General features: G+C 69.8%; 18 protein-coding genes and 2 tRNA genes. 11 read left to right on the top strand and 9 right to left on the bottom strand.

The features are described from left to right. Positions 1-25: 25 nt before the first annotated feature. Positions 26-736 (bottom strand): class I SAM-dependent methyltransferase, encoded by a 711-nt coding sequence (locus tag O7615_RS12020; RefSeq protein WP_278177537.1) that lies wholly within the window; start codon positions 734-736, stop codon positions 26-28. 371 nt (positions 737-1,107) lie between these two features. Between O7615_RS12020 and O7615_RS12015 the strand changes: the two genes are divergently transcribed. Then, positions 1,108-2,772, top strand: a complete 1,665-nt coding sequence (locus O7615_RS12015; protein ID WP_278182070.1) for a hypothetical protein — start codon at positions 1,108-1,110, stop codon at positions 2,770-2,772. Positions 2,773-2,778: 6 nt separating this feature from the next. On the opposite strand, the gene O7615_RS12010 is transcribed toward O7615_RS12015, so the two are convergent. Beyond that, positions 2,779-3,501 carry an IucA/IucC family C-terminal-domain containing protein gene (locus O7615_RS12010; RefSeq protein ID WP_278182069.1) on the bottom strand — a complete coding sequence of 241 codons (723 nt, stop codon included), beginning with the start codon at positions 3,499-3,501 and terminating at the stop codon, positions 2,779-2,781. 341 nt (positions 3,502-3,842) lie between these two features. Between O7615_RS12010 and O7615_RS12005 the strand changes: the two genes are divergently transcribed. After that, on the top strand, positions 3,843-5,357 hold the full coding sequence (locus tag O7615_RS12005; RefSeq protein WP_278177536.1) for a peptide deformylase: 1,515 nt from the start codon (positions 3,843-3,845) through the stop codon (positions 5,355-5,357). An 83-nt stretch (positions 5,358-5,440) separates the two neighbouring features. Here the strand turns inward: O7615_RS12005 and O7615_RS12000 are convergent, their stop codons facing one another. Continuing rightward, the gene (locus tag O7615_RS12000) at positions 5,441-6,562 is read right to left on the bottom strand and encodes a globin domain-containing protein (protein WP_278177534.1); all 1,122 of its coding nucleotides are present in this window, start codon (positions 6,560-6,562) and stop codon (positions 5,441-5,443) included. 153 nt (positions 6,563-6,715) lie between these two features. Between O7615_RS12000 and O7615_RS11995 the strand changes: the two genes are divergently transcribed. After that, complete coding sequence (locus tag O7615_RS11995) at positions 6,716-7,486, top strand: CPBP family intramembrane glutamic endopeptidase (protein ID WP_278177533.1); 771 nt, start codon at positions 6,716-6,718, stop codon at positions 7,484-7,486. On the opposite strand, the gene O7615_RS11990 is transcribed toward O7615_RS11995, so the two are convergent. Beyond that, complete coding sequence (locus O7615_RS11990; RefSeq protein ID WP_278177532.1) at positions 7,447-8,946, bottom strand: hypothetical protein; 1,500 nt, start codon at positions 8,944-8,946, stop codon at positions 7,447-7,449. The two genes, O7615_RS11995 and O7615_RS11990, sit on opposite strands and share 40 nt — an antisense overlap. Before the next feature lie 133 nt (positions 8,947-9,079). On the opposite strand from O7615_RS11990, the gene O7615_RS11985 reads away from it, so the two are divergent. Both O7615_RS11985 and O7615_RS11980 read left to right on the top strand, forming a co-directional pair. Beyond that, positions 9,080-9,170: transfer RNA gene (locus O7615_RS11985), tRNA-Ser, on the top strand. A gap of 34 nt (positions 9,171-9,204) precedes the next feature. Continuing rightward, positions 9,205-9,277, top strand: a tRNA-Arg gene (locus tag O7615_RS11980). A 98-nt stretch (positions 9,278-9,375) separates the two neighbouring features. Here O7615_RS11980 and O7615_RS11975 read toward each other — a convergent pair. From O7615_RS11975 to O7615_RS11965, 3 genes are all read right to left on the bottom strand, one after another. Further along, positions 9,376-10,686: a site-specific integrase gene (locus O7615_RS11975; RefSeq protein ID WP_278177531.1), complete on the bottom strand. Its 1,311-nt coding sequence runs from the start codon at positions 10,684-10,686 to the stop codon at positions 9,376-9,378. 167 nt (positions 10,687-10,853) lie between these two features. After that, the gene (locus O7615_RS11970; RefSeq protein ID WP_278177530.1) at positions 10,854-11,180 is read right to left on the bottom strand and encodes a helix-turn-helix domain-containing protein; all 327 of its coding nucleotides are present in this window, start codon (positions 11,178-11,180) and stop codon (positions 10,854-10,856) included. A gap of 2,028 nt (positions 11,181-13,208) precedes the next feature. Then, on the bottom strand, positions 13,209-14,297 hold the full coding sequence (locus O7615_RS11965) for a sigma factor-like helix-turn-helix DNA-binding protein (protein ID WP_278177529.1): 1,089 nt from the start codon (positions 14,295-14,297) through the stop codon (positions 13,209-13,211). A 183-nt stretch (positions 14,298-14,480) separates the two neighbouring features. Between O7615_RS11965 and O7615_RS11960 the strand changes: the two genes are divergently transcribed. Genes O7615_RS11960 through O7615_RS11945 form a run of 4 tightly spaced genes read left to right on the top strand, consistent with a single transcriptional unit; the run spans position 14,481 to position 16,201 of the window. Then, positions 14,481-15,260, top strand: a complete 780-nt coding sequence (locus O7615_RS11960) for a GntR family transcriptional regulator (RefSeq protein ID WP_278177528.1) — start codon at positions 14,481-14,483, stop codon at positions 15,258-15,260. A gap of 11 nt (positions 15,261-15,271) precedes the next feature. Further along, positions 15,272-15,793 carry a GNAT family N-acetyltransferase gene (locus O7615_RS11955; RefSeq protein WP_278177527.1) on the top strand — a complete coding sequence of 174 codons (522 nt, stop codon included), beginning with the start codon at positions 15,272-15,274 and terminating at the stop codon, positions 15,791-15,793. A gap of 38 nt (positions 15,794-15,831) precedes the next feature. Next, on the top strand, positions 15,832-16,002 hold the full coding sequence (locus O7615_RS11950; RefSeq protein ID WP_278177526.1) for a hypothetical protein: 171 nt from the start codon (positions 15,832-15,834) through the stop codon (positions 16,000-16,002). Positions 16,003-16,006: 4 nt separating this feature from the next. Then, complete coding sequence (locus O7615_RS11945; protein WP_278177525.1) at positions 16,007-16,201, top strand: hypothetical protein; 195 nt, start codon at positions 16,007-16,009, stop codon at positions 16,199-16,201. Positions 16,202-16,770: 569 nt separating this feature from the next. On the opposite strand, the gene O7615_RS11940 is transcribed toward O7615_RS11945, so the two are convergent. Further along, positions 16,771-17,670 (bottom strand): MerR family transcriptional regulator, encoded by a 900-nt coding sequence (locus O7615_RS11940; RefSeq protein ID WP_278177524.1) that lies wholly within the window; start codon positions 17,668-17,670, stop codon positions 16,771-16,773. Between the two features lie 124 nt (positions 17,671-17,794). Here O7615_RS11940 and eno point away from each other — a divergent pair, with 124 nt between their 5' ends. Then, positions 17,795-19,060, top strand: a complete 1,266-nt coding sequence (gene eno / locus O7615_RS11935; protein WP_278177523.1) for a phosphopyruvate hydratase — start codon at positions 17,795-17,797, stop codon at positions 19,058-19,060. Positions 19,061-19,064: 4 nt separating this feature from the next. Here eno and O7615_RS11930 read toward each other — a convergent pair whose 3' ends face one another. Continuing rightward, positions 19,065-19,649: a YbaK/EbsC family protein gene (locus O7615_RS11930; protein ID WP_278177522.1), complete on the bottom strand. Its 585-nt coding sequence runs from the start codon at positions 19,647-19,649 to the stop codon at positions 19,065-19,067. A 331-nt stretch (positions 19,650-19,980) separates the two neighbouring features. On the opposite strand from O7615_RS11930, the gene O7615_RS11925 reads away from it, so the two are divergent. Beyond that, a complete protein-coding gene (locus O7615_RS11925; RefSeq protein ID WP_278177521.1) occupies positions 19,981-20,973 on the top strand; it encodes a UbiA family prenyltransferase in 993 nt (330 codons plus the stop codon). Positions 20,974-21,148 lie beyond the last annotated feature (175 nt).

Here is a 21,148-nt window from a genome sequence, read left to right as displayed (position 1 = left end):
GATGCCGGCCCTGACCTCTGAAGGGTCACCCGGGGGTGCGGGCGACGGCGAAGACGGACTGGCCGAAGGGTGGGCGGACGACCTGCTCGGCGGCCTTGGTCGCGGGGAGGACCAGGGTGTCGTAGACCTTCACCATCGGGCCCTCCTTCGGCATCAGCCGGAAGACCTTGGTGGCCATGAAGTAGCCGATCAACCCGAGTGCGTTCGCGTAGTGGATCTTCTCTACCCGCAGGCCCGCCTCGGTCATCGCGGCGCTCAGGGTCTTCTTCGTGTAGCGGCGTACGTGGCCGGTGGCGATGTCCGCCGGGCTCATCGCGAACTGGAACGCCGGCACGATGATGACCACCGCGCCGCCGGGCCGGACCAGCTGGCCCATGCTGCGTAGCGCGCCGACGTGGTCCTCGATGTGCTCCAGCACGTTGTACGAGACCGCGGCGCTGTAGTCGTTCCGCTCCGAGTGGGGCAGCAGCATCTGGCGTACCTCGATGGACGGCCGGTCGGCGAGGCGCTCCTTGAGCGCCACCAGGCGGTCCGGGTCGGCCTCCGTGGCGGTGAACCGGGGAAAGTTCTCGCTCCACTCCAGGGCGTAGTCGCCGAGGCCGCTGCCGATCTCGATGGGGTTGTCGCCCAGGTAGGGCACGGCCAGCTCGACGAACCAGCGCCGGTGATTGACCGCCGTGGCGAGGCCCTCCAGGACCTCGGACTGCACGCGCTGATCCCCAGTGATTTCTGCCATGCGTCGATTCCTCACGATACGACTCGACCCGCGCCGGGACCGACTGAGTGAATCATCCGCCCGGACGGCGGGGATATCGGGGCCCGCGGTGGCCGAATAACGGTCGGGGGGTAGGTGCACGATCGGTGGTGGTCAGCGAACCCGGCCGATACTACGCCAGTGCCCCGAACCCTGCACGGTAGCGGCATAGGCCCACTACGCTATGAATTGCTATGACTACTCCCGATTCGGGTGGACCTGTCGACGAGGCCGGGGCGGGAGAGGCGGCGGCCGGGCCGGGGCGCCGTGATGATAAGGCCAGGTCGGGGCGGTGTAAGGACACGGCCGCCGTGCTGAGCTTCGCCGCCCTCGGCTTCTGGGTCACCGCGCGGATGTGGTGGAACCCGTCCCATGGCATTCGGGACAACCCGACAGATATGGCCCAGTTCGAGTGGATGATGGCGCACGGCGCCCGGGTGGTGACCGAATTCGCCTATCCGTTCTCGTCCGACCGGATGAATGTGCCGGAATCGGTCAATCTGGTCGCAAATACGTCGGTGCTATCCGTGTCATTGCCGATGACGCCGGTCACCCTGTTGTTCGGCACCCGCGCCGCGTTCCTGGTCTTCCTCACCCTCGGGATGATCGCGACGGCCGCCGCCTGGTACTTCGTGCTCTCCCGGGTGCTCATCGGCTCGCGCGGCCCGGCCTGGCTGGGCGCCACCTTCTGCGCGTACGCGCCGGCGATGATCTCCCACGCCAACGCGCACCCGAACATCGTGTCGCAGTTCGTCGTACCGCTGATCATCTGGCGTACCGTGCGGCTCGCCGAGGCCGGACGGTGGCTGCGCAACGGCCTCCTGCTCGCGTTGGTGATCGTCTGGCAGGCGTTCCTGAACCTGGAGATCCTGCTGATGACGGCCATCGGCCTGGCGGCCGTCGTGGTCGCGGTGGTGATCGGTCGGCCCGCGCTGCGGGCGCGGACCCGCCCGTTCCTGGCCGGTCTCGGCGTGGCCGCCGTCGTCTCCGCCGTGCTGCTGGCGTACCCGCTGTACGTGCAGTTCTTCGGCCCCGGCGCCTACCACGGGCTGTCCTGGCTGATCCGGGGCTACTCCACCGACCTGGCCTCATTCTTCGCGTACGCCCGGGAGTCGGTGGCCGGCGACGCGCGCAGCGCCGCCGGGCTGGCCAAGAACCCGACCGAGGAGAACGCCTTCTTCGGCTGGCCGCTGGTGATCCTGGTGCTGGCGCTGGTGTGGTGGCTGCGGCGCAACGCCGTGGTGATCGGCCTGGCCGGGCTGGGACTGCTCTTCGCGGTGCTCTCCCTCGGCCGGGAGATCCGCTTCAACCGTCGCGGTACCGGCATCCCCGGACCGTGGGCGCTGCTGGAGGACCTGCCGGTCCTGCACTCGGTGGTGCCGACCCGCTGGGCGCTGGCCATCACCCCGATCATCGGGCTGCTGCTGGCGTACGGCGCCGAGCGGGTCCGCGAGCTGGCCGCCCGACATCCGCAGCGGCGGTCGCAGATCCGCTTCGCCACGGTGACCGTGCTGGCGATGGCGCTGGTACCGGTGCTGCCCACCCCGTTGCCGACCAAGCGCCTCGAACCGACCCCCGAGTTCGTCACCTCCGGGGCCTGGCGCCCCTACCTGACCGGTGGACGCAGCGTGGTGACGCTGCCGCTGCCCGACACCGACTACGCCGCACCGCTGCGCTGGTCCGCCCGGACCCGGCTGGAGATGCCGATCGCCCGTGGGTACTTCCTCGGCCCGGACACCCGCCTGGGCAAGGACCGGGTCGCCCTGTTCACCGCGCCGCCGCGCGCCACCAGCAGCTTCTTCGGCACCATCCGCCGCACCGGCGAGGTGCCACCGATCACCGAGCGGACCCGCCGCGAGGCGGTGGCGGATCTGCGGTACTGGCGGGCCGGCGTGGTGATCCTCGGCCCGCACGAGCGCGCCGACGCCCTGCGTACGGGGATGACCGGGCTGACCGGCATCGAGCCCACGTACGCCGGGGGTGTCTGGGTGTGGGACGTGCGGCCGCTGACGGGCTGACCGGGGTCAGGCGCTGCGGATGCAGCAGCCCTGGCAGACCTTCGGCGTGGGCAGGGTGAAGGCCAGGCAGCAGGTGCGCCGCTGCACGGTCGGCTCGCCGTTCGGGCCGGGCACCAGCTCCACCAGGTCGGTCAGATCGAGCGCGTCGAGCAAGGTGTCGATCGCCTCGACCACGGAGCCGGGCCATCCGTCGGCGGCCCGCAGCAGGCCGTGCGCGATGCCGGAGGCCACCGAGCCGAGCAGGGTACGGGCGCCGATGCGGACCTTGCCCTGGATGGCGGCGATCATCGGGGCCAGGTGCGCGTCCAGCAGCGTGGCGCGTAGCGCCGTGAGCAGCTCCCGCTCGTCGGCCACCACCTGGACCTGGGGCAGCCCGGCGAGCGCCAGCGGGTCGCTGGGCAGCACCGCGACCGGGATCGACTCGCGTAGGCCCAGGGTCACCAGGGTGCCCCGGTCCGCGAAGTGGACCAGCGCGGCGGTGTGGTCGAGCAGCGGCACCCGCCGGGCGGCGGCCCAACCGAGCACCACCGGAAGCGCGGCCCAGTAGCTATACGCCTTCCAGGCGACGGCGGCGGAGGCGTGCGGGGTGCCACCCCAGAGGCGGACGGCCGAGTCGAGCAGCTCCGGCAGCCGGGTTCCGTCGGTCAACGTCGTCGCGGGAGCCCAGCCGGTTTCGTCGCTGACCAGCAGCCCCGGCGCCAGGCCGGGCAGGACGTCGGTACCGAACATGGCCCGCAGGGTGGCGGTGACCGGGGCCAGCGGAGCGGTCGCGGCGGCGCCGTTGACGGGCAGCACAACCGTCACCTGATCCACCCCCAACCGACGACCCCTGTGGTCACAGTAAGGCTAGCCTAACCACAGTTCTTGGCACGGGAAAACCCGGACCCATGGTGGGAGTGGGCGAAATGACCGCCCGATGGAAGAAAATTACTCAGGGTGTCGGGTGGGGGACTCCGGGCAGTATCGGTAGAAATCGCGTAACAGTCAAGGTTCCTGTCAACTAGGTGCCAGTTCCGTGTGTGGCCGGCGACTCAACGTGAAACTTGATGCAACCGGCCACGAGGAAGCTGATGACGACCTCACCGCTCGATCGGGCTGCCGACTCGTTCGCCGCCGAACTCGCACGGCACCGGACGGAGCGGGGGCTGTCCAAGAAGCAACTAGCCACCCTGATGGGCTTCGACCCGTCGTACGTCAGCCACGTGGAGGGGCGGCGGCACCGACCGACCGAGGACTTCGCCCGCCGCGCCGAGGCCGTCCTGGAGGCCAGCGGCGCGATCTGGCAACGCTTCCGGGAGTACGACGACCTGCGCCACGCGCGCAGCGAGCGCAACCACCGGGAGCCCGGCCTGCCCGGCCAGTGGATGCCACCCGGTACCGGCCTGATCGTGGAACGCGAGACCGCCACCCTCACCCACACCGAGGACGCCTACCGCTGCGTCATCCGGCGGGAGCTGTACAACGCGGGCATCGAACCGGTCACCCGCTACCTCGTCCGGGTCGCCGTCGACCGCTACCCCAACGACCCGGGACGATCCAACCGCCACCACCGGGAACACCCGCTCAGCTTCGCCGAGCTGCAACTGCGCGCGTGCCGGGAGGAATCCGGCGAGCGCGAGGCCATGCACTGGCGGGCCAAGCACGACCGGGACGCGTTCAAGGAGATCTGGTTGCTCTTCGAGAACGCCGACCGCCGGTTCCCGCTCTACCCGGGTCGCCGCGCCACCATCGAGTACGCGTACACGGTCGGGCAGGACAAGTGGGGTCCGTGGTTCCAGCGCGCGGTCCGCGTACCGACCCGGCACCTCGCCGTACGCCTGGACCTGCCGGCAGTGCTGGACCCGCAGGTCTGGGGCGCGGAGACCTCGCTCTCGGCGGAGGAGGGCCCGCTGCGCACGGCGGTGACCCGGCGCGACGAGGGCGACCGGGCGATCTTCGACTGGGCGACCGACGAGCCGCCGCTGAACGCGCGGTACCGGCTGCAGTGGCGGTTCCGGGCGCAGCCGGAGCCCGAGCCGGAGGGCGGTCGGGTCCGGCCGTCCGACCGGATGCGCGGGCTCGGCATCGTCCAGCGCGGTGCCGACCTGCTCCGGCAGCCGGCCCGCCCGTTCGACCTGCCGCGCGAGGAACGTGCCGCCCGGGAGACCGTCGACCGGCTCGTCACCGCCCTGGCCCGGCTGGACGAGCTGCATCCGTTCACCAAGGGGGTGGGAATCGCCGCCCCGCAGCTCGACATCGGCCGCGCCGCGGCGGTGGTCCGCCCGCCGGACCGCACGGCCGAACCCGTCGTGCTGCTCAACCCCCGGGTGGTCGACGCCGCACCGCACACCGACGAGCAGTACGAGGGCTGCCTCTCCTTCTTCGACCACCGGGGGCTGGTGCCCCGACCGCTGCGGCTGGACGTGGAGCACGCGCAGTTCGACGGCGGGCGGATCATCACGTCCTTCGAGTTCGGCATGGCCCGGCTGGTGGCGCACGAGATCGACCACCTGGACGGCCTGCTCTACGTCGACCGGATGGCACCCGGCGTGCCGCTGGTGCCGATCGAGGAGTACCGCGAGTCCGGCCATCCCTGGCGCTACTGACCAGGGCCGGTCGCCCGCTCGGGGACCGGGGCGCGTGCCCCAGGGGGCAGGGGCACGCGCCCCGGCTCGGGGGGAGCAAAGCTCTACAGGTTGCCGAACGTGTCGTACCGGGTCTGCTGCGGCGGGACGTCGTCCGCGGCGAGCACCCGCAGCGTCGAACGGACCATCGGCGCCGAACCGGAGACGAAGCAGTCGTGCGTCGTCCACGGCCCGTACCGGGCCACCACGTCGGAGATGTCGCCCCGCTCGCCGTCGAAGTCGGGGTCGTCGCTGCACGCGGGAGTCACCGACAGCCACGGGTGGGCCGCGACCAGCTCCCGCAACCGGTCGAGACCGTAGAGTTCCGCCTCCGTACGGGCGCCGTAGAAGACGTGCACCCAGCGGGCCCGGTTGTAGCCGGCCAGCTCCTCGACCAGCGCCTTGATCGGCGCCAGCCCGACGCCCCCGGCGACGCAGAGGATGTCCCGCTCGGAGGAGCGGTCCAGCGTCATCGAGCCCATCGGTGCGGCCACCCGCAGCAGGTCACCCGGCTTGATCCGGCGGACCAGCGCGCCGGACACCCAACCGGCCGCCTCCGGCGGCGTACGGACGTGGAACTCCAGCACGTTGTCGTCGTTCGGCGCGTTGGCCACCGAGTACGTCCGCCACACCCGGGGGTGGTAGCGGGGCACCTCGACGCTGACGTACTGCCCCGCCTTCCAGGACAGCGGGTACTGCAGGGCCTGGCAGGTGAAGACGGCGGTGTCCCGGCCGTACCGCTCGTGGGTCAACACCTCGGCGTGCCAGAACGGCGGATCGTCGTCGGCGGCCGCCCCGGCGAGCATCTTCTCGGCGATCGCCGCGTACGCATCCCGCCAGGCCTGGTCGTACTCCAGGTTCCAGCCGCCGCCGGCGGTGCTGCGCAACGCGTCCAGCAGCGCGACGCCCATCGTGTCGTAGTGGGCCGCCTCGACGTGGTACTTGCGGTGGTCCCGGCCGAGCGCGCGGAGGAACTCGTCGAAGCCCTCCGGGTCGTCCACCGTGTGGATCGCCGCGATGATCGCTTCGAGCAGCCGGTCGCCCTGGCCGGTCATCTGGACCGGGAAGAGCCTGCGTAGCTCGGGGTCGAGGAGGAAGAGCCGGGCGTAGAAGTGACCGCTCAGCCGAACCCGGTCCCCCTCGACCAGGGTCCAGCTCTCCTTCAGCAGCCGCGCGAAGTTGTCCACCGGGGGCGCTCCTTCTTCTGACGGCGGATCGGGCCCCCATAGAATGTCCACGGAGCGTGTATGAAGGTCGCACAGAATGTGCGATCGCATCGTGAGGCCGGCTCTTGTGGTGCCGGCATGCCAGCAGCGCCGCCGGTCGGGCAGAGTGGTCCGGTGACCGTTGAGCTCGCCCGCCCGGTGTCCCGTCGCACCCTCGGCACCGAGACGATGCTGGTGCTCGGCCTCTCCCTCGGCCAGTCCGCCGTCTACGCCACGGTGTCGATCATCGCGAAGCTGACCGCGGAGGGTGGACTGTCGCGGCAGACCGCCGCGCTGAACACCTCCGCGTCGACCCGCCCCTACCTCGACCTGACGTACCAGCTGCTCGGCATCGTGTTCGCGCTCCTGCCGGTGCTGCTCGCCGTACACCTGCTGGCGCGGGACCCCGGCGACCCGGTGCGGACCCTCGGCCTGGACGCCCGGCAGCCCGGGGCCGACCTCGCCCGGGGCGCCGGCCTGGCGGCACTGATCGGACTGCCCGGGCTGGCGCTGTTCTGGGCGGCGGCGCAGCTCGGCATCAACGCCACCCTGGTGCCGGCCGCCCTGCCCGACCTGTGGTGGACCGTGCCGGTGCTGATCCTCGCCGCGTTCCAGAACTCCATCCTGGAGGAGGTGATCGTGGTCGGCTACCTGATGACCCGACTGCGCCAACTCCAGTGGCGGGTCACCGCGATCATCGCGACGAGCGCGCTGCTGCGCGCCTCCTACCACCTCTACCAGGGCTTCGGCGCGTTCCTCGGCAACGCCGTGATGGGGGTGGTGTTCAGCCTCTTCTACCTGCGTACCCGCCGGGTGATGCCGCTGGTCGTGGCGCACGCCCTGCTCGACATCGTCGCCTTCGTCGGCTACAGCCTGCTGCCCCGGGAATGGTTCGACTGGCTCTGACCCGGGCGGTAGAGCGTGATGGCGCGGGCCGCCAGGCGTTGTGCCGCTGCCGCATCGCCGGCCGCCGCGGTCAGCGCCGCGGCACCCGGCAGCAGCCGGGCCGCCATGCGCAGCGCCCACCACCCACCCGCCTGCGCGGCCAGCGGGGCGGCCAGCCGCCAGGCCGCCTCGGCCGCCCGTGGCCCGGGCCGCTCCGCCGGACCGTCCGCCGCCCGGGCCGCCGCCAGCGCCGACCCGGCACTCGCCAGGTCCGGGTGCACCTGGGTCAGCACCAGCAGCTCCGCCGCCCGATCCGGATGCGCCGGATCACGGTCGTACGCCGCCGCGAGATGCAGCACCAGGTTCGCCTGCGACCAGAGCACCGCCGCCAGCTCGACCGCCGGCGCGAACACCCCGGCCAGCGCGGCGGTCGCCCCACCGATGCCGGCCTGGCGGACGAACCGCCGGCTGGCCAGCCGGGCCAGGCCGTCCCCGCTCGCCTCCGGGTACACCTCCCGCAGCCGCCGCGCCCACTGCGCCGCGCCCGGACCGAGCGCCTCGACCGCGGTCAGGGCCAGCAGCTCCGGAGCGAAGCCCGGGTGGTCGAGCACCCGCGCGACGAGCATCCGCAGCTCCGATTCGGGCGTACGCCCCACCGCGCCCTGCCCGGTATCGCCGCGCTCGACTGGTGGCGCGGGTTCGGCGGGCGCGCCGCTCGCGACCGCAGCTATGGCCGCCTTCTTCACCGCCTTCTTCACCGCTTTCTTGGCGGCCTTCTTGGCGGCCTTGACCGGCGCTGCCTTCGTCGGGGTCGTCGTTGCCGGGGTGGTCTCGTCGTCCCCCGGGATGGCGTCGGCTGCGGTTGCCGCGCCGGCCGTCGCCTGCCTCGGTGCGGCCCTCCTGGTCGCCTTCCGGGCCACCGGCGCCCTGGTCGCGGCGGTGGCCTCGGAAGCCTGCGCCTGCTCGTCGCCCGGCTGGACCCGCTCACGCGCCGCCGCCTTCTTCGCCGGCGCCTTCCGTGCCGCTGCCTTCCTGGCGTCCGCCGTGCCGGCATCGGCCCCGACATCGGTCTTCCGCCGCGCCGGCGGGAGGGCGGTCGGAGTCGCATCTGCCCCACCGGCGTCCGCGCTCGATGGCGCGCTGCTGCCGCGCGGCGCGGTCGCGTTCTCCTCGACGGCCGGCGGTGTGCTCACGAAGGGCGGCGGCGGGGTGGTCGGCGGCGCGGACGAGGCCGGCCGGGACTGGCGCGGCAGCGGCTGCTCCGCAACGGGCGGCGGCTGGAAGAGCACGCTCGGAGCGGCCTTAGCTCGCCGGGCGCGCGGCCCGGCGGAGTCGTCCTGCCCCTCCCGAGGGGGCGCCTGCTCCTCCTGAGGGGCTGGCGCGGGCGCCGGAGGCGGCGTGAAGGTCGCCTCCGGGGAGCGCCGACGGGCTCCCTCAGCAGGCTCACGGCGGGTCTGCTCGCTGGGCGGCTGCTCCTGCATGTCGATGGAGCGTAGTCCTGATCACGGCAACGCACAGCGGGGAACGACACCCGTCGGCTTGTGCCCGGTAGTCGCTTTGCCCCCGGACCAGCGGGACCTGTATCCTCGGGCGCGGTGGTCTGCGGGCCACCTGGGAGACTTCGCCTAGTCTGGTCTATGGCGCCGCACTGCTAATGCGGTTGGGGTCTTAAAGCCCCTCCCGGGTTCGAATCCCGGAGTCTCCGCGCGAAGGTCGGTGTGTAGACTGGCCGAGCACCAGCGCCCGTAGCTCAACGGATAGAGCATCTGACTACGGATCAGAAGGTTAGGGGTTCGAGTCCCTTCGGGCGCGCTTACAGAAACGGCCTTTCACCTGCGGTGGGAGGCCGTTTCGCTCTCCCCGGAAGGCCGGGCAGGGATCGTCAGACCCTCCGACTGCTCACAGATTGCTCACGAAGCCTTTCGCTTGGGCCTGTGACGGGTCAGAAGCTTCGACGCCTTCTCGACCTGTTTCGCCGTCTCCCTACGCAGCATGTGCTTGTAGATCCGACGGGTCACCTCGGGACCGGCGTGCCCAAGGATCATCTGCACGACCTCGATCGGGACGCCACCGGCCAGCATGAGCGAGCACGCCCCGTGCCGCGTGTCGTGCAACCGGATGACCGGCAGGCCGCACGCGCGAACATGCTGCTCGAACTCGACCGTGACCCGATCGGGCCGCAGCGGCGTGCCGTCCGGGCGGCAGAAGACGAGATCGTGGTCGTCGTAGTCCACGCCGAACAGGTCGCGCTCTGCCTGCTGAGCGACCCGGTGCCGAGCGAGCGCGGCCAGCGCGGGCGCGGCGAGCGGTACCCACCGGCGGCCCGCTCGCGACTTCGGCGGCTTCAGTAGCCGGCCGACGTGCTCTGCGCCGCAGATCGGGCATCGTGCCTGCTCGGGAGTAACCTCCTTGCGCGTCACGGCGATGTTGGTCAGCCGCACGGTCAGGCCGGGAGTGTCTTCGGAGTCGATGTCCGACCAGCGCAGGCCGCACAGCTCGGCGCGGCGAAGCCCGGCGTACGCGGCCAGCTCGTACAGGGCCGAGAGCCGGTCGGGTAGCACGTGCTCCAAGAACCGCGCGGTGTCCTCGGGCTCCCACATGACCGGCTCGTCGTCGGTGCTCGTCGCTGGCCGGGGGATCGCGTCGATCCGGCCGAGCGCGGGATTCACCGCGATCAGTTCGCGCCGCAGCGCTGCCGCCAGCGCGGCCCGGATGGTCTTGCGGTAGCTCTCGACGGTGGCAGGCGACCGGCGGGTGATCCGCCGCCCGATGTTGCCGCTCGGCCGATCAGCGTCGAGCGGGGCCGCCAGGGCGGCCAGCACACGCTCGATGTGGCCGCGCCGCACCTCCCGCAGAAGCATGTGCCCGAGCTGCGGCTTCCAGCAGTCCCGCACGTGCGTGCGGTAGTTGGTGACCGTCTTGACCGCCCGATCGGCGGCGACCAGCTCCGTCAGCCACTGATCGAGCCATGCGCCAACCGTGGTGCCCTTGTCGTCGGTCCACGTCCCGGCGTTGAGCTTCGCCAGCTCGGCCGTCAGGGCCTCTTCGGCGTCACCCTTGGTCTTGAAGCCGCCACGCGTGATCTGGCGACGCTTGCCGCTCGCGGGTGCGTGGCCGGCATCGACGGTGTACGACCATGAGCCGTGGGGCTTGCGGCAGCTCTTGACGCGCTTGCCGTTGGCGTCGCGGCACTGGCAGCGCTTGAAGACGGAGCCTCGCACTTGGGTGTCCTTTCGACGGTGCGGTTGTGCTGGTTGTGGGAGGGCCGGAAACGTCTCTGCGTCTCGGCATCTCGGCAGTTGGGGTTGTGAGCTGGGGGTTTGTGTGCCGAGATCGCGGCGGGTGGGTTGCCGCGATCTCGGCAATGGGGGTTCATCTCGGCAAGGGGTTACGCGCCGTCTTGGCGGCGCTGCTGGCGTTGCTCGCGGCGTTCGATGGCGGCTAGTTCGCGGTCGATGTCTTCGACGCTGGCGGTGGGTAGGTCGTCGAGCCAGCGATGGAGGCGGCCTCGGGGGATGACCCATCGGCCGCCGAGTTTGAGGGCGGGTATGTCGCCGGAGCGGAGTAGGGCGTAGGTGGTGCCGAGGGAGAGGCGCAGGATCTCGGCGGTTTCGGTGACGGTGTAGACGGCGGACACGACGGGGGCGGGTCGCCCTCGGGGAGTGGTGGTGTGGTCGGGTGCGGGTCGTTCGGGGAAGGGGATGACGGTGCTCACGGTGGTTCCTTCCGGTGGGTGGGTTGGGGAGTAGCGGTAGCGGGCCGGCGGGGTGCCGGGGGTGGTGTGGGGCGGGTTTTCGGGGGTGGGGCGGTGGTTGGCGCTACCTGCTACATCGGGGCGTTGGTGCTGGCCAGGTATGTAGCGGGTGGGTGTAGCGGTGGTGCTACCTGTAGCGGGAGGGTCGCTACATCGGGCCGCGATTACCGGTGGTTACGTTTCAGGGCGTTCTACGCGTATCGGTCAGCGGACATTTCGGGCGTGTTTGTGCTGGCAGCGGCTGTGCGGTGGGTCGCCGGGGATGCTGTGAGGCGGTTACGGGCTGTTGGGAAAGGTGGCGTGCTACCGCTACCGGTGGGTGTTGGTGCAGGTGGGGCCGGTAGCGGGGTGGGTAGCGTTCGCGCTACCTCGGTGCGGTCCGCTACCCGCCGCGCTACCGGCATCGAGCGGCGTTCGGTCGTGTGGTCGCGGTCGCGGGCAGCCCGCCAGGGGTGTGGCGGGTAAGGCGGCGCGAGCGGGCCGGCGGGGTGGTGGGCGCGACCCGCGACCGTGGGGTGTTGACGCTGGCCGGGCCGGTCGCGTGTCGGGTCGCGTCGGCGCGACCGGTCGCGCGTCGTCCGCGACCGGCGGCGGCCCCGCCGAGATGGTCACTGCCGGTCGTGCGGCGGCTGTTCGTCTGCGGTGGAGGGTCGACAGGGCGGGTCGCTGTGCGGGTCGTAGAGCCAAGATCTGCGTCGGGGTGGTGTGAAGGGATACGTCGATGTCGCTGAGGTCTTCTCAGCGGGCCGCCGGGTGGGGTTGGGTGGCCGGCTGCGCTGTTTGTGGGAGGGCCGGAATCATCTCGGCATCTCGGCATCTCGGCAAATGTGCCTCTGACCTGCGGTAACAGTTGCCGAGATGAAGCAAGTAGCTATCTCGGCATCTCGGCAAACGGGGTTCATCTCGGCATGATCGTGCCGAGATGCCGAGATGGAGGTTTGTCTATCGGCAAGATCTCGGCAGAGTGTTTTCCCTGGTCAAGAGGCGGTTTTGCCGAGATGCCGAGATGCCGAGATGGTTTGACGGGTTCCGGGTCCGTGCGGGTGTCGGCGGGTCGTGGTGCGCTGTTGCGGAGAGGGCTGAACCATCTCCGCAACTCCGCAACTCCGCACACAGGGCTGTGAGCTGGGCAAACAGTTGCGGAGATGGGTACTCGGTGGTCGGGGAGATCTCCGCAACTGGCGGTCATCTCCGCAACCGCCCTTGATCGTGCGGAGATGCGGAGATGGAGGTTCTTCTCTCGGCTTGATCTCCGCAGAGTGTTTCCGCTGGTCAGGGCCGGTCGGTGCGGAGTTGCGGAGTTGCGGAGATGGTTCAGCGAGTTCCGGGGGCGTTGGGCCGGCGGAATGGTTGGGCCGGTGAGGCGTCGTGGTCGGCCGGTAGCGACGCCACCTGGCCGCACGCACCATCGGCAAGAGTGGCTGGACCCACTCTCTCCGTAGCGACCGGACGACGTGGGTCCAGCACTGCTAGACGACCGCGACGGCTTCGGCTGCAAGGCGTCGCGTGGACAGCGACCGGTCGACGCGCGACGCCTCGCCCCGCTTGCTCCCACCCCTCCACCGGGTCCGCTCCCGGTTGCCTGCTGCCTGGTGGACCGGTTCACCATCTCGGCCGTGTGCAGCGCGGACACCGACCACGGCCGCCGGGTCCGAGCGGGTCTGCGGGTCGGCTGAACCCACAGTGCGTGTCGGTCGCTCAGTGACCAGCGCAACCGGGGTTCAGCAGGTCAGGGCGGCCGCAGACCCGGGCACCAAGGTCACGGTCGGCGGGTCTGCGGAGGAAGTGAGTCCGGCGTCAGCCGGGCCTATTTGCTCCGTCATGACCGCGCGGCCCGGTACTGCCGTGCCCACCAGGGCGGCCCGTGCCCGCCGTCGGTCGGGCCACCCGGGATGGTGCTCTCGCTGTGGAGTTGTCAACGAACCAGCGCCGCCAGGGCGCGACCGTGCAGGGTGACCGCTTGTCGGACCACCCGGTCGGCGGCCCGGCTCAGGCAGCCATCGGCAGGTGACCCGCCCGGGTGAAGGCGTCCAGCGCTCGACTCCAGGTGGAGGCGACCGTGTTGCGCGTGCAGCCGAGCTGCGCGGCGATACGCGGGTAGCTCAAGCCGTCTAGGCGCAGCAGCGCGACACGTCGCGCCGCCGGGGACAGCGACTGCGCCGCGACCCGCAGCCGGTCACGCTCCTTCTGCCACACCGCCACCCGGCCGCCCTTCGGCGCACGGGTGGCCTGCGGATCGTCTTGAAGCTTGCGCAGCAGGTCTTCGGCGTAGCGCCACGCGTTACGCGACTGCACCCGGGTCATGCCCAACCGCTCAGCGACCTGCGACTCACTCACCCCAGACAGCCGCAGCGCCGCGACCTCCCGCGAGCCCTCCGGCAGCTCCCGGACCAGCTCCAGCAGCTCCGCCAGCTCACCGGCGCTCAACGACTCCACATCGATGCGGCCGACCAGCCGCCGCCGAAGCCGCACCTGCGCCCGCTTCCACGCGTCATTGACCTGCTGCCGGGTCAACCCCGTCGCGGCCGTGATCTCCTCCAGCGGCGCCCCGTCCATCCGCAGCCGCACCACCGACCGGCACAGCGGCGACAACTGCTGCACCTCGGCACGCAGCCGCGCCAGCATCTCCGTCTTCGCCGGGCACTCATCCAGGTCATCGACCTCACCCGAGGCGTCCGCCAGCAACCAATCCATCTCGTCCAGCGCCGCGCCCGGCACCGCCGCCGGCATCTGCGCCCACCGCGCCGCCCGCACCTCACCAACCGTGCCCCGCACCATCCCGAGCACCCACCGCACGAAGTCGTCCTCACCGCCCTCGCCCTGCGGCACCCACGACCCGACCCGGGTCAACACCTTCACCCACACCTCCGCGGCCACGTCATCCGCCGCCGCCCGGTCCCCGTCGCAACGGCTCACCGCGTACAGGAACACCCGCCGCTCATACCGGCGGAACAACTCCCCCACCGCCTCTCGCTCACCCGAACGGGCCAGCTCCACCAGCCCGGCAGTGGACATACCCGACAGCTCAGACAGCGACCGACCGTTTCCGGGCAGCATCGAGCTACGCTTGACCAGCATCTTGGACTCCCTCGCACTGGGACGGACCAGGTGCACTGGCCTCGGCGGGTGGCAGCCCGCCGAGGCTTTTCTTACTGTCCAGTCCGTGTGTACTGACTAGACAATGACTACTCTCGCCCCCCATGCCGCCGCTGTCAAGACCCTCGCCTAGACTGTCTATACGATGTTGCGAGGGGAGCTGTCGTGAGCGTCAAGCGGGCAGGGCAGATGCCGGTGTGGCAGCAGATTGCAGGGGAGTTACGCCAAGCGATCAGCGATGGCACGATGCCGCCAGGTGCGCGACTGCCAACCGAATCGGAGCTGACCGAACGGTTCCAGGTCGCACGGAACACCGCACGCCAGGCGCTTACTGCACTAGTTGCTGAGGGTTTGATTATTGCGGCTAGACCTCGTGGCTATTTCGTCAGAGATCGAAGGCCAATCAACTACCGGCCGCAGCAAGAATTTATGCCGCAGCCTAGGTACCTCGAAACAGACCGTTTCATCGCACAGCATTCAGCCGAAGGGCGGGAGGCGCGACAAACGATCGAAGTGTCGATAGTCGACCCACCTGAAATGGTCAAGGATCGTCTGCGCCTCGAAGCCGGCGAGCTGACCGTAGTCCGCAAGAGGGTGCGCTACCTGGATGGTGAGCCATTCAATACTAACGACAGCTACTTTCCCCTGGATCTAGTGCAGGGCACGGAAATAATGCGCCCGGACGACATCGCGCGCGGCGCTAACGAGGTGCTCGCGGAAAACGATTACCGCCAAGTTCGCGCGCTGGACGAGTTCTACGTCCGGATGCCTACGCCAGAGGAAACGAGGCGGCTTGCGCTCGCACCTGGGACGCCGGTGGCGTATCACGTCGTCACTGGCTTCACGAGCGAAGGAAGGCCGGTTCGCACGGTACTTAACGTGCTGCCGGGCGACCGTCACGTCATCGCCTTTGAGCGGACCCGCCCAGCGCAGGCCGACTCGTGACCCCTCTCCGCATGCGGGTCGCGGAAGCCTCCGATTTTGCTGCTGTTGCCCGGTTGCAATCCGATGTTGTGCGGTGGCTTGCGACGCGTGGCCTTGACCAGTGGCAGTCAGTAGAGAGCAACGATAGGCAGACGCCGGAGCGAATGCAGAAGAGAATTGCAGATGCGATTGGTCGAGGCGAGTGCTTCGTTCTCACTGACGACTCTCGGATTGTTGCGACTGTTATTATCGATGAGTTGGCGGACCCGGAGTTCTGGCAGGATGAGGATGATCCGGGCGACGCCCTATACGTGCATCGGATGATTGTTTCCCGTAACTACGCCGGCCGGGGCATCGGCGAAAACCTAGTTGACTTTGCACTTCGACTCGCAAGGAAACGAGGAAAGAAGTGGCTTCGCTTGGACGCGTGGCGCACAAATCCGGCGCTCCACGAATATTATCGCCAGTTAGGATTCGATCACGTCCGCACCGTCTCGCTTCCGCATCGTGGCTCGGGCGCGCTCTTCCAGCGCCATGCCGGTGACAGCGGCTAGGGTCGCGGCGCACACGAGACTAGGGACAGGGGGAGTCGATGGCCTCGCCCAACGAGCGGGACGAGTTCGAGCGGATGAGACTGGTTGCACGGATCGAGCGGGCGCGAGAGCTGATCGCACAGTACGAGGCGCACCAGGAGTTCTACCGCCGCCAGGTCGAAGACAGCCGGTACGAACTCGGTAAGCTGGACGAACGGCTAGGAGGTTGAGGCGATGACGGACGATCCGCACGTTCAGGCACTCCACGACGCGCTGCGCAGCGAGCACGAAGGATGGATCGCGGAGGTGCAGCGCTGGGCGGACGAGGCTGGCGCGGCTGGCGATGCGGAGCGGCAGCGCCGCCACCTCGCCCACGTCGAGCGGCTCAGGGCGATGCCTTACCCGTGGGAGTCGGCGCAAGCAGCGTGAGCGGGGGACGCAGGTCAGACCGCCTACTTGCGCTGCTCACCGATTGCTCACGCGGCCGTTGGCAACAGATATACAAGGACGGCAGACGGCCGCAGTTGCGACACCTCCTGACCTGCATGTCAGAGATACGCACAACATCGAGCGACATCGCTTGACAAGAGCGCTAGCGCCCTACGGATCAGAAGGTTAGGGGTTCGAGTCCCTTCGGGCGCGCAAGACTGAAGCCCTGACCAGCGGCAATGCCGGTCAGGGCTTCAAGTTTATCTATGTTGATTTGAACTGTCCCCCGAAAACCCCCCGATAATGTCGGTGGGCGGTCAGGTTCGGCACGGCTGCCTGCCCGCTGGCCGTGCGTCGTCTACGCGGCTTGGCGTGGTCCCTGATCACGGCGCTGGTCGGGTGCCGTCCGGGCATGGCGCCGCGAGCTGCTGGATGAGGAAGATCTCGGTCGACCTGACAGCGCTACAGGTCGCTGATCCACCGGCCGGTCGTGCTGCGGCCGATCCGGGTGCTGCCCTGGAGGGGTCCGGACCGCGAGCCGCTGTCTGACGGAACGAGTGTCTGGGGTGTCAGGGTCGTCTTCCTTGGATGAGCCACCGCATGACGTGCCGGGCGTGCGGGGCGGGTTGCGGGATCGGGTGGAAGACGTGCTCGATACGCCCTTCGGCGACGATGAGGGTCAGCCGCTCGTACAGGGTCATGTCCGCGCTGGTGAGGGTGGGTAGCCCGAGCGCGGCGGCCAGGGTCAGCTGCGGATCCGGGATGAGTGGGTAGGGCAGCCGGAGCCGGTGGGCGAGTTCCCGTTGGTAGCCGGTCGACTGGGCGGACAGGCCGTAGACGCGGGCGGCGCCGGCGGTGAGCAGTTCCGCGTGGTGGTCGAGGAGCCAGGTGGCTTGCTCGGCGCCGGCGCGCGCGCCGTGGACCTCCAGCAGGCTGTGGGGCAGGTCTACGCCGGGTCGTCCGGTGAGCGGGTAGATGAAGATCACGGTACGGCCGCCACCGAGGTCGGCGAGGTCGACCGGCCGCCCGTCGGTGGCGTAAACGGTCAGCGGCGGCATCGGCGCGCCTACCAGGTCGGCCGGGTTGACCGCCCCGGCGGCGGGTTGCCCGGTCACGACTCGCTCGGCGGCGGCGTTGAGACGGGCGTCGAGGGCGTCCCGCTGGGCGGTCAGTTTGCCGATGCGATCCTGTAGCCCGCTGATGGTGCTGCGGTAGGTGGCGACGGCGGCGGCGCAGACGTCGCCGTCGTCGGTGCCAGCGGCGATCGACTCGACGAACGGACGGGTCTCCTCGACGCTGAGACCCAGCGCCATGAGTTCGCGGATCTGCGCGACGAGGCGCACCGAGATCGGGTCGTATTCGCGGTACCCGTTGCTCGACCGTCGCGGCACCACCAAGCCGGTCGACTCGTAGTAGCGCAATGCCCGCACGGTCGTCCCGGTTCGCCGCGCCAGCTCACCCACCCGCATCCCGCGACCCTAAACCCGCACCCCCGGGTACGGGTCAAGGTGTTCCTCATCGCGGTGGCAGCGGCAGCGTTTTCTGCCAGTGTGAGCCTCCCGAGCAGCCATTCTGAGCGCAGGAGGTGCAGCGATGACCGCAATCAGCCGGGTGATCGGCCGGCAGGTTCTCGACAGCCGCGGAAATCCGACGGTCGAGGTCGACGTGACCCTCGCGGACGGCTCGACCGGCCGCGCCGCCGTACCGTCGGGGGCATCGACCGGGGCGAACGAGGCGGTGGAGCGGCGCGACGGCGATCCGCACCACTTCCGCGGCAAGGGGGTAAGCGGGGCCGTCACCGCGGTCAACGGGGAGATCGCCGCAGCGGTGATCGGCCTGCACGCCGAGGACCAGGCGCTGGTGGACCAGACGATGATCACGTTGGACGGCACGGCTGACAAGAGCCGGTTGGGCGCCAACGCGATCCTCGGGGTTTCCCTGGCGACGGCGAAGGCCGCGGCGCACGCCCACCGTCAACCGCTGTACCGCTATGTCGGCGGCGTCGACGCCCGGCTGCTACCCGTGCCGATGATGAACATCATCAACGGCGGTGCGCACGCCGACAATCCTCTCGACTTCCAGGAATTCATGATCGCCCCGATCGGGGCGGCCACCTTCGCCGAGGCCGTCCGGATGGGCGCCGAGGTGTTCCACACGCTGCGCCGGTCCCTCGCCGCAGCGGGGCACAGCACCGCCGTCGGCGACGAGGGCGGCTTCGCGCCGAACATCACGACCGCCGACGAGGCGCTGGAGATGGTGGCCCGCGCCGTGGCGGACGCCGGCTACGAGCCGGGCACCGACGTCACCATCTGTCTCGACCCGGCCAGCTCGGAGTTCTTCCACGACGGCGGCTACGACTACCGCGGTGAACAACGCCGACGTACGCCGGCGGAGCACATCGACTACCTGCTCGACCTGACGTCCCGATTCCCGATCACCTCGATCGAGGACCCGATGGCCGAGGACGACCACTTCGGCTGGCAGCGGTTGACGGCCCTCGCGGGCCAGCGGATCCAGCTGGTCGGCGACGACGTCTTCTGCACCGATGCCGACCGGCTCCGCGCCGGCATCGACGGCGACTACGCCAACGCGATCCTCGTCAAGGTCAACCAGGTCGGCACGCTCACCGAAACCCTCAGCACGGTCGCCACCGCTCAGCGAGCCGGCTACCGGGTGGTCATGTCGCACCGCTCCGGCGAGACCGAGGACACCACCATCGCCGACCTCGCCGTCGCCGTCGGCTGTGGCCAGATCAAGACCGGCTCCCTGTCCCGCTCCGAGCGCACCGCGAAGTACAACCAACTCATCCGCATCGAGGAGGAACTCGGCGCCGCAGCCCGCTACCCCCGCCAGCGGTGAGCAGCTAGCGTGGCCGGGCGACCATTGCGCGTACAACCGCCGGTGAGTTCACCTCGGCCAGGGCCGCCCCGGCGATGGGCGCGACCCGTGGTGCCGCCAGGCGCCGCCAGTCCCGCGTGTCCAGGGCGATCGACAGGTCCAGCCGGGCGGCATTGAAGAAGATCTCCGGCTCCGCCAGCAGCGCCGGGTCCACGATCAGATCCAGGTCGTCGCGGAAGGAGAACGGGACGATGGTCCCGATCTCGCAGCCGGAGAGTCCCTCGGCGGTCTCCCGGGTCGCGAACGACGCGTACGTCCCGCCGTACATCTCCCGCACCGCCTCGAACGACACCAACCGGTCGCCGGGGACGACCGCCAGCAGAAAGCGGCTCACCTTCTTGCCGACCTTGACCCGCGTGACGATGCACTTGGCCGCCTGGGACAGCGGGTGACCCCGCAGGCGGCTGGCGGGCGAGGTGACGCCCTGTGGTTCGTGCGGGATGAGGCGATATGCCACGCCGTGCTCCGCCAGCAGCGCGGTCAGCCGCTCGTAGGTGCTGACAGCGCGTACTCCTGGAGGCCCTGGCTGATCCGGCGAATCCTGTCCCATCTTTGCTACCTCCGCACGGAGTTCACCAATTGTTGATCGCGGAATTCGGTGAGCAGGGCGGGATCGCCGCGTCCTGATAAGCGCTGTGCGGGAACGATAGGACGTTGTGCGAGCTGACTGCAACGGCTGCTGTTCGGCCTTCTGTCGAATGGAAAAGATGATTACCTGACAGTTCCCCGCCCCCTACAGATTCTTCGGGGTGCGCTAGGGGTACCCGCCAATGACCGCTGGTGGGAGGCTCGAGCCCGCTAGAAAACTACCTCCGGCGCGTCCTTCCACTTCGGAGGTGCCTGTCCCGACGAGCACCGGAACCAACCGTGAGGAAGAGGCCATGACAATCGAGGAAAAGGGAGCGAGCGTGTCGACCGCGACAGCGGTGCCGCCGCCCACCACACCAGCGCCGCTGTCCGCGACACGTCGTATCTACTACTCCATCCGGGTCCGTCGGGTCGAGTTTCTGCCGGTCATGCTGGCGATCTACGCGATCCCGTCGCTGCTGGCGGTCGACGACCCGAGCCGGCTCGTCTCGGTGCACTTCGCGCTGGTGATCGTGATGGCGCTGTCCATCATGCACTTCATCGACATGACCAACGCGTACGCCGACCGCGACGTCGACGCCGTCTACAAGACCTGGCTGTCCCAGGCGGTGTACGGGCTGGGCCTGCGGAACATGCGCATCCAGATCGCGATCACCGGCGCGGGGGTGCTGGCGCTGGCGACGTACCTCGCCTTCCGTACCGGGCACTGGGACCTCCTGCCGCTCGTCGCGTTCACCCTCTGGATCGGGGCGCAGTACTCCATCAAGCCGGTCCACCTGAAGAGTTCCGGTGTGTGGCAGATCCCCGGCCTCGCCGCAGTGCTGATCTGGCTACCACAGCTGATCGTCGTCCGGTCCATCCCCGGGGAGATGTCCTGGCTGCTGCTGGCCGTGATTGTTGGATTCGGCCTCAACCAGGTCGGCATCGTCATGGTCAACACTGCGGAGGACTGGCCGGAGGACGCCGCGTACGGCATCCGCACCTGCGTCCGTGCCCTCGGCCTGTCGCGCGCGATGGCGGTCGCGAGCGGGCTGATCGCGGTCGCCGGCACCACGGTCTGCGTATCGATCATCGCCATCGGCGGCTTCACCTGGGGCGCGATCCCGATGATCGCGGCCATCGCGTTCGCGCTGCTGCACGTCTCGGGCACCTGGCGCGGTGTGCGCGGCAAGGACCTACAGGAGGGGCTGGCGTTCCTGCGGCCCCGGGCGAAGCTCGTGCCGCTGCAGGTGGCGAGCACCGGCTGGGGCACCGTGATCGCGGCGGCCTTCGCGGCGGCGAACTGATCGTGCTGCGGCATCCGGCCCGCGGGGACCGGTGACCGCCGCTGCCATTCCCGACTGACGTGCGTCCGGTTGGCGGGGCCCTCGGCTCCGACAACCGGACTGCCGTCGTGCCGCTGTCCCGGGGTGAAGTCCGTCGATCGGACCGGTGATCGGCTGGCCGGCGGGCTGCACGAGT

It is taken from the genome of Micromonospora sp. WMMD1082, from assembly GCF_029626175.1.
Lineage (GTDB): Bacteria > Actinomycetota > Actinomycetes > Mycobacteriales > Micromonosporaceae > Micromonospora.
Note: the sequence above shows the minus strand (reverse complement) of the source record. Positions and strands in the feature narration are given on the sequence as shown.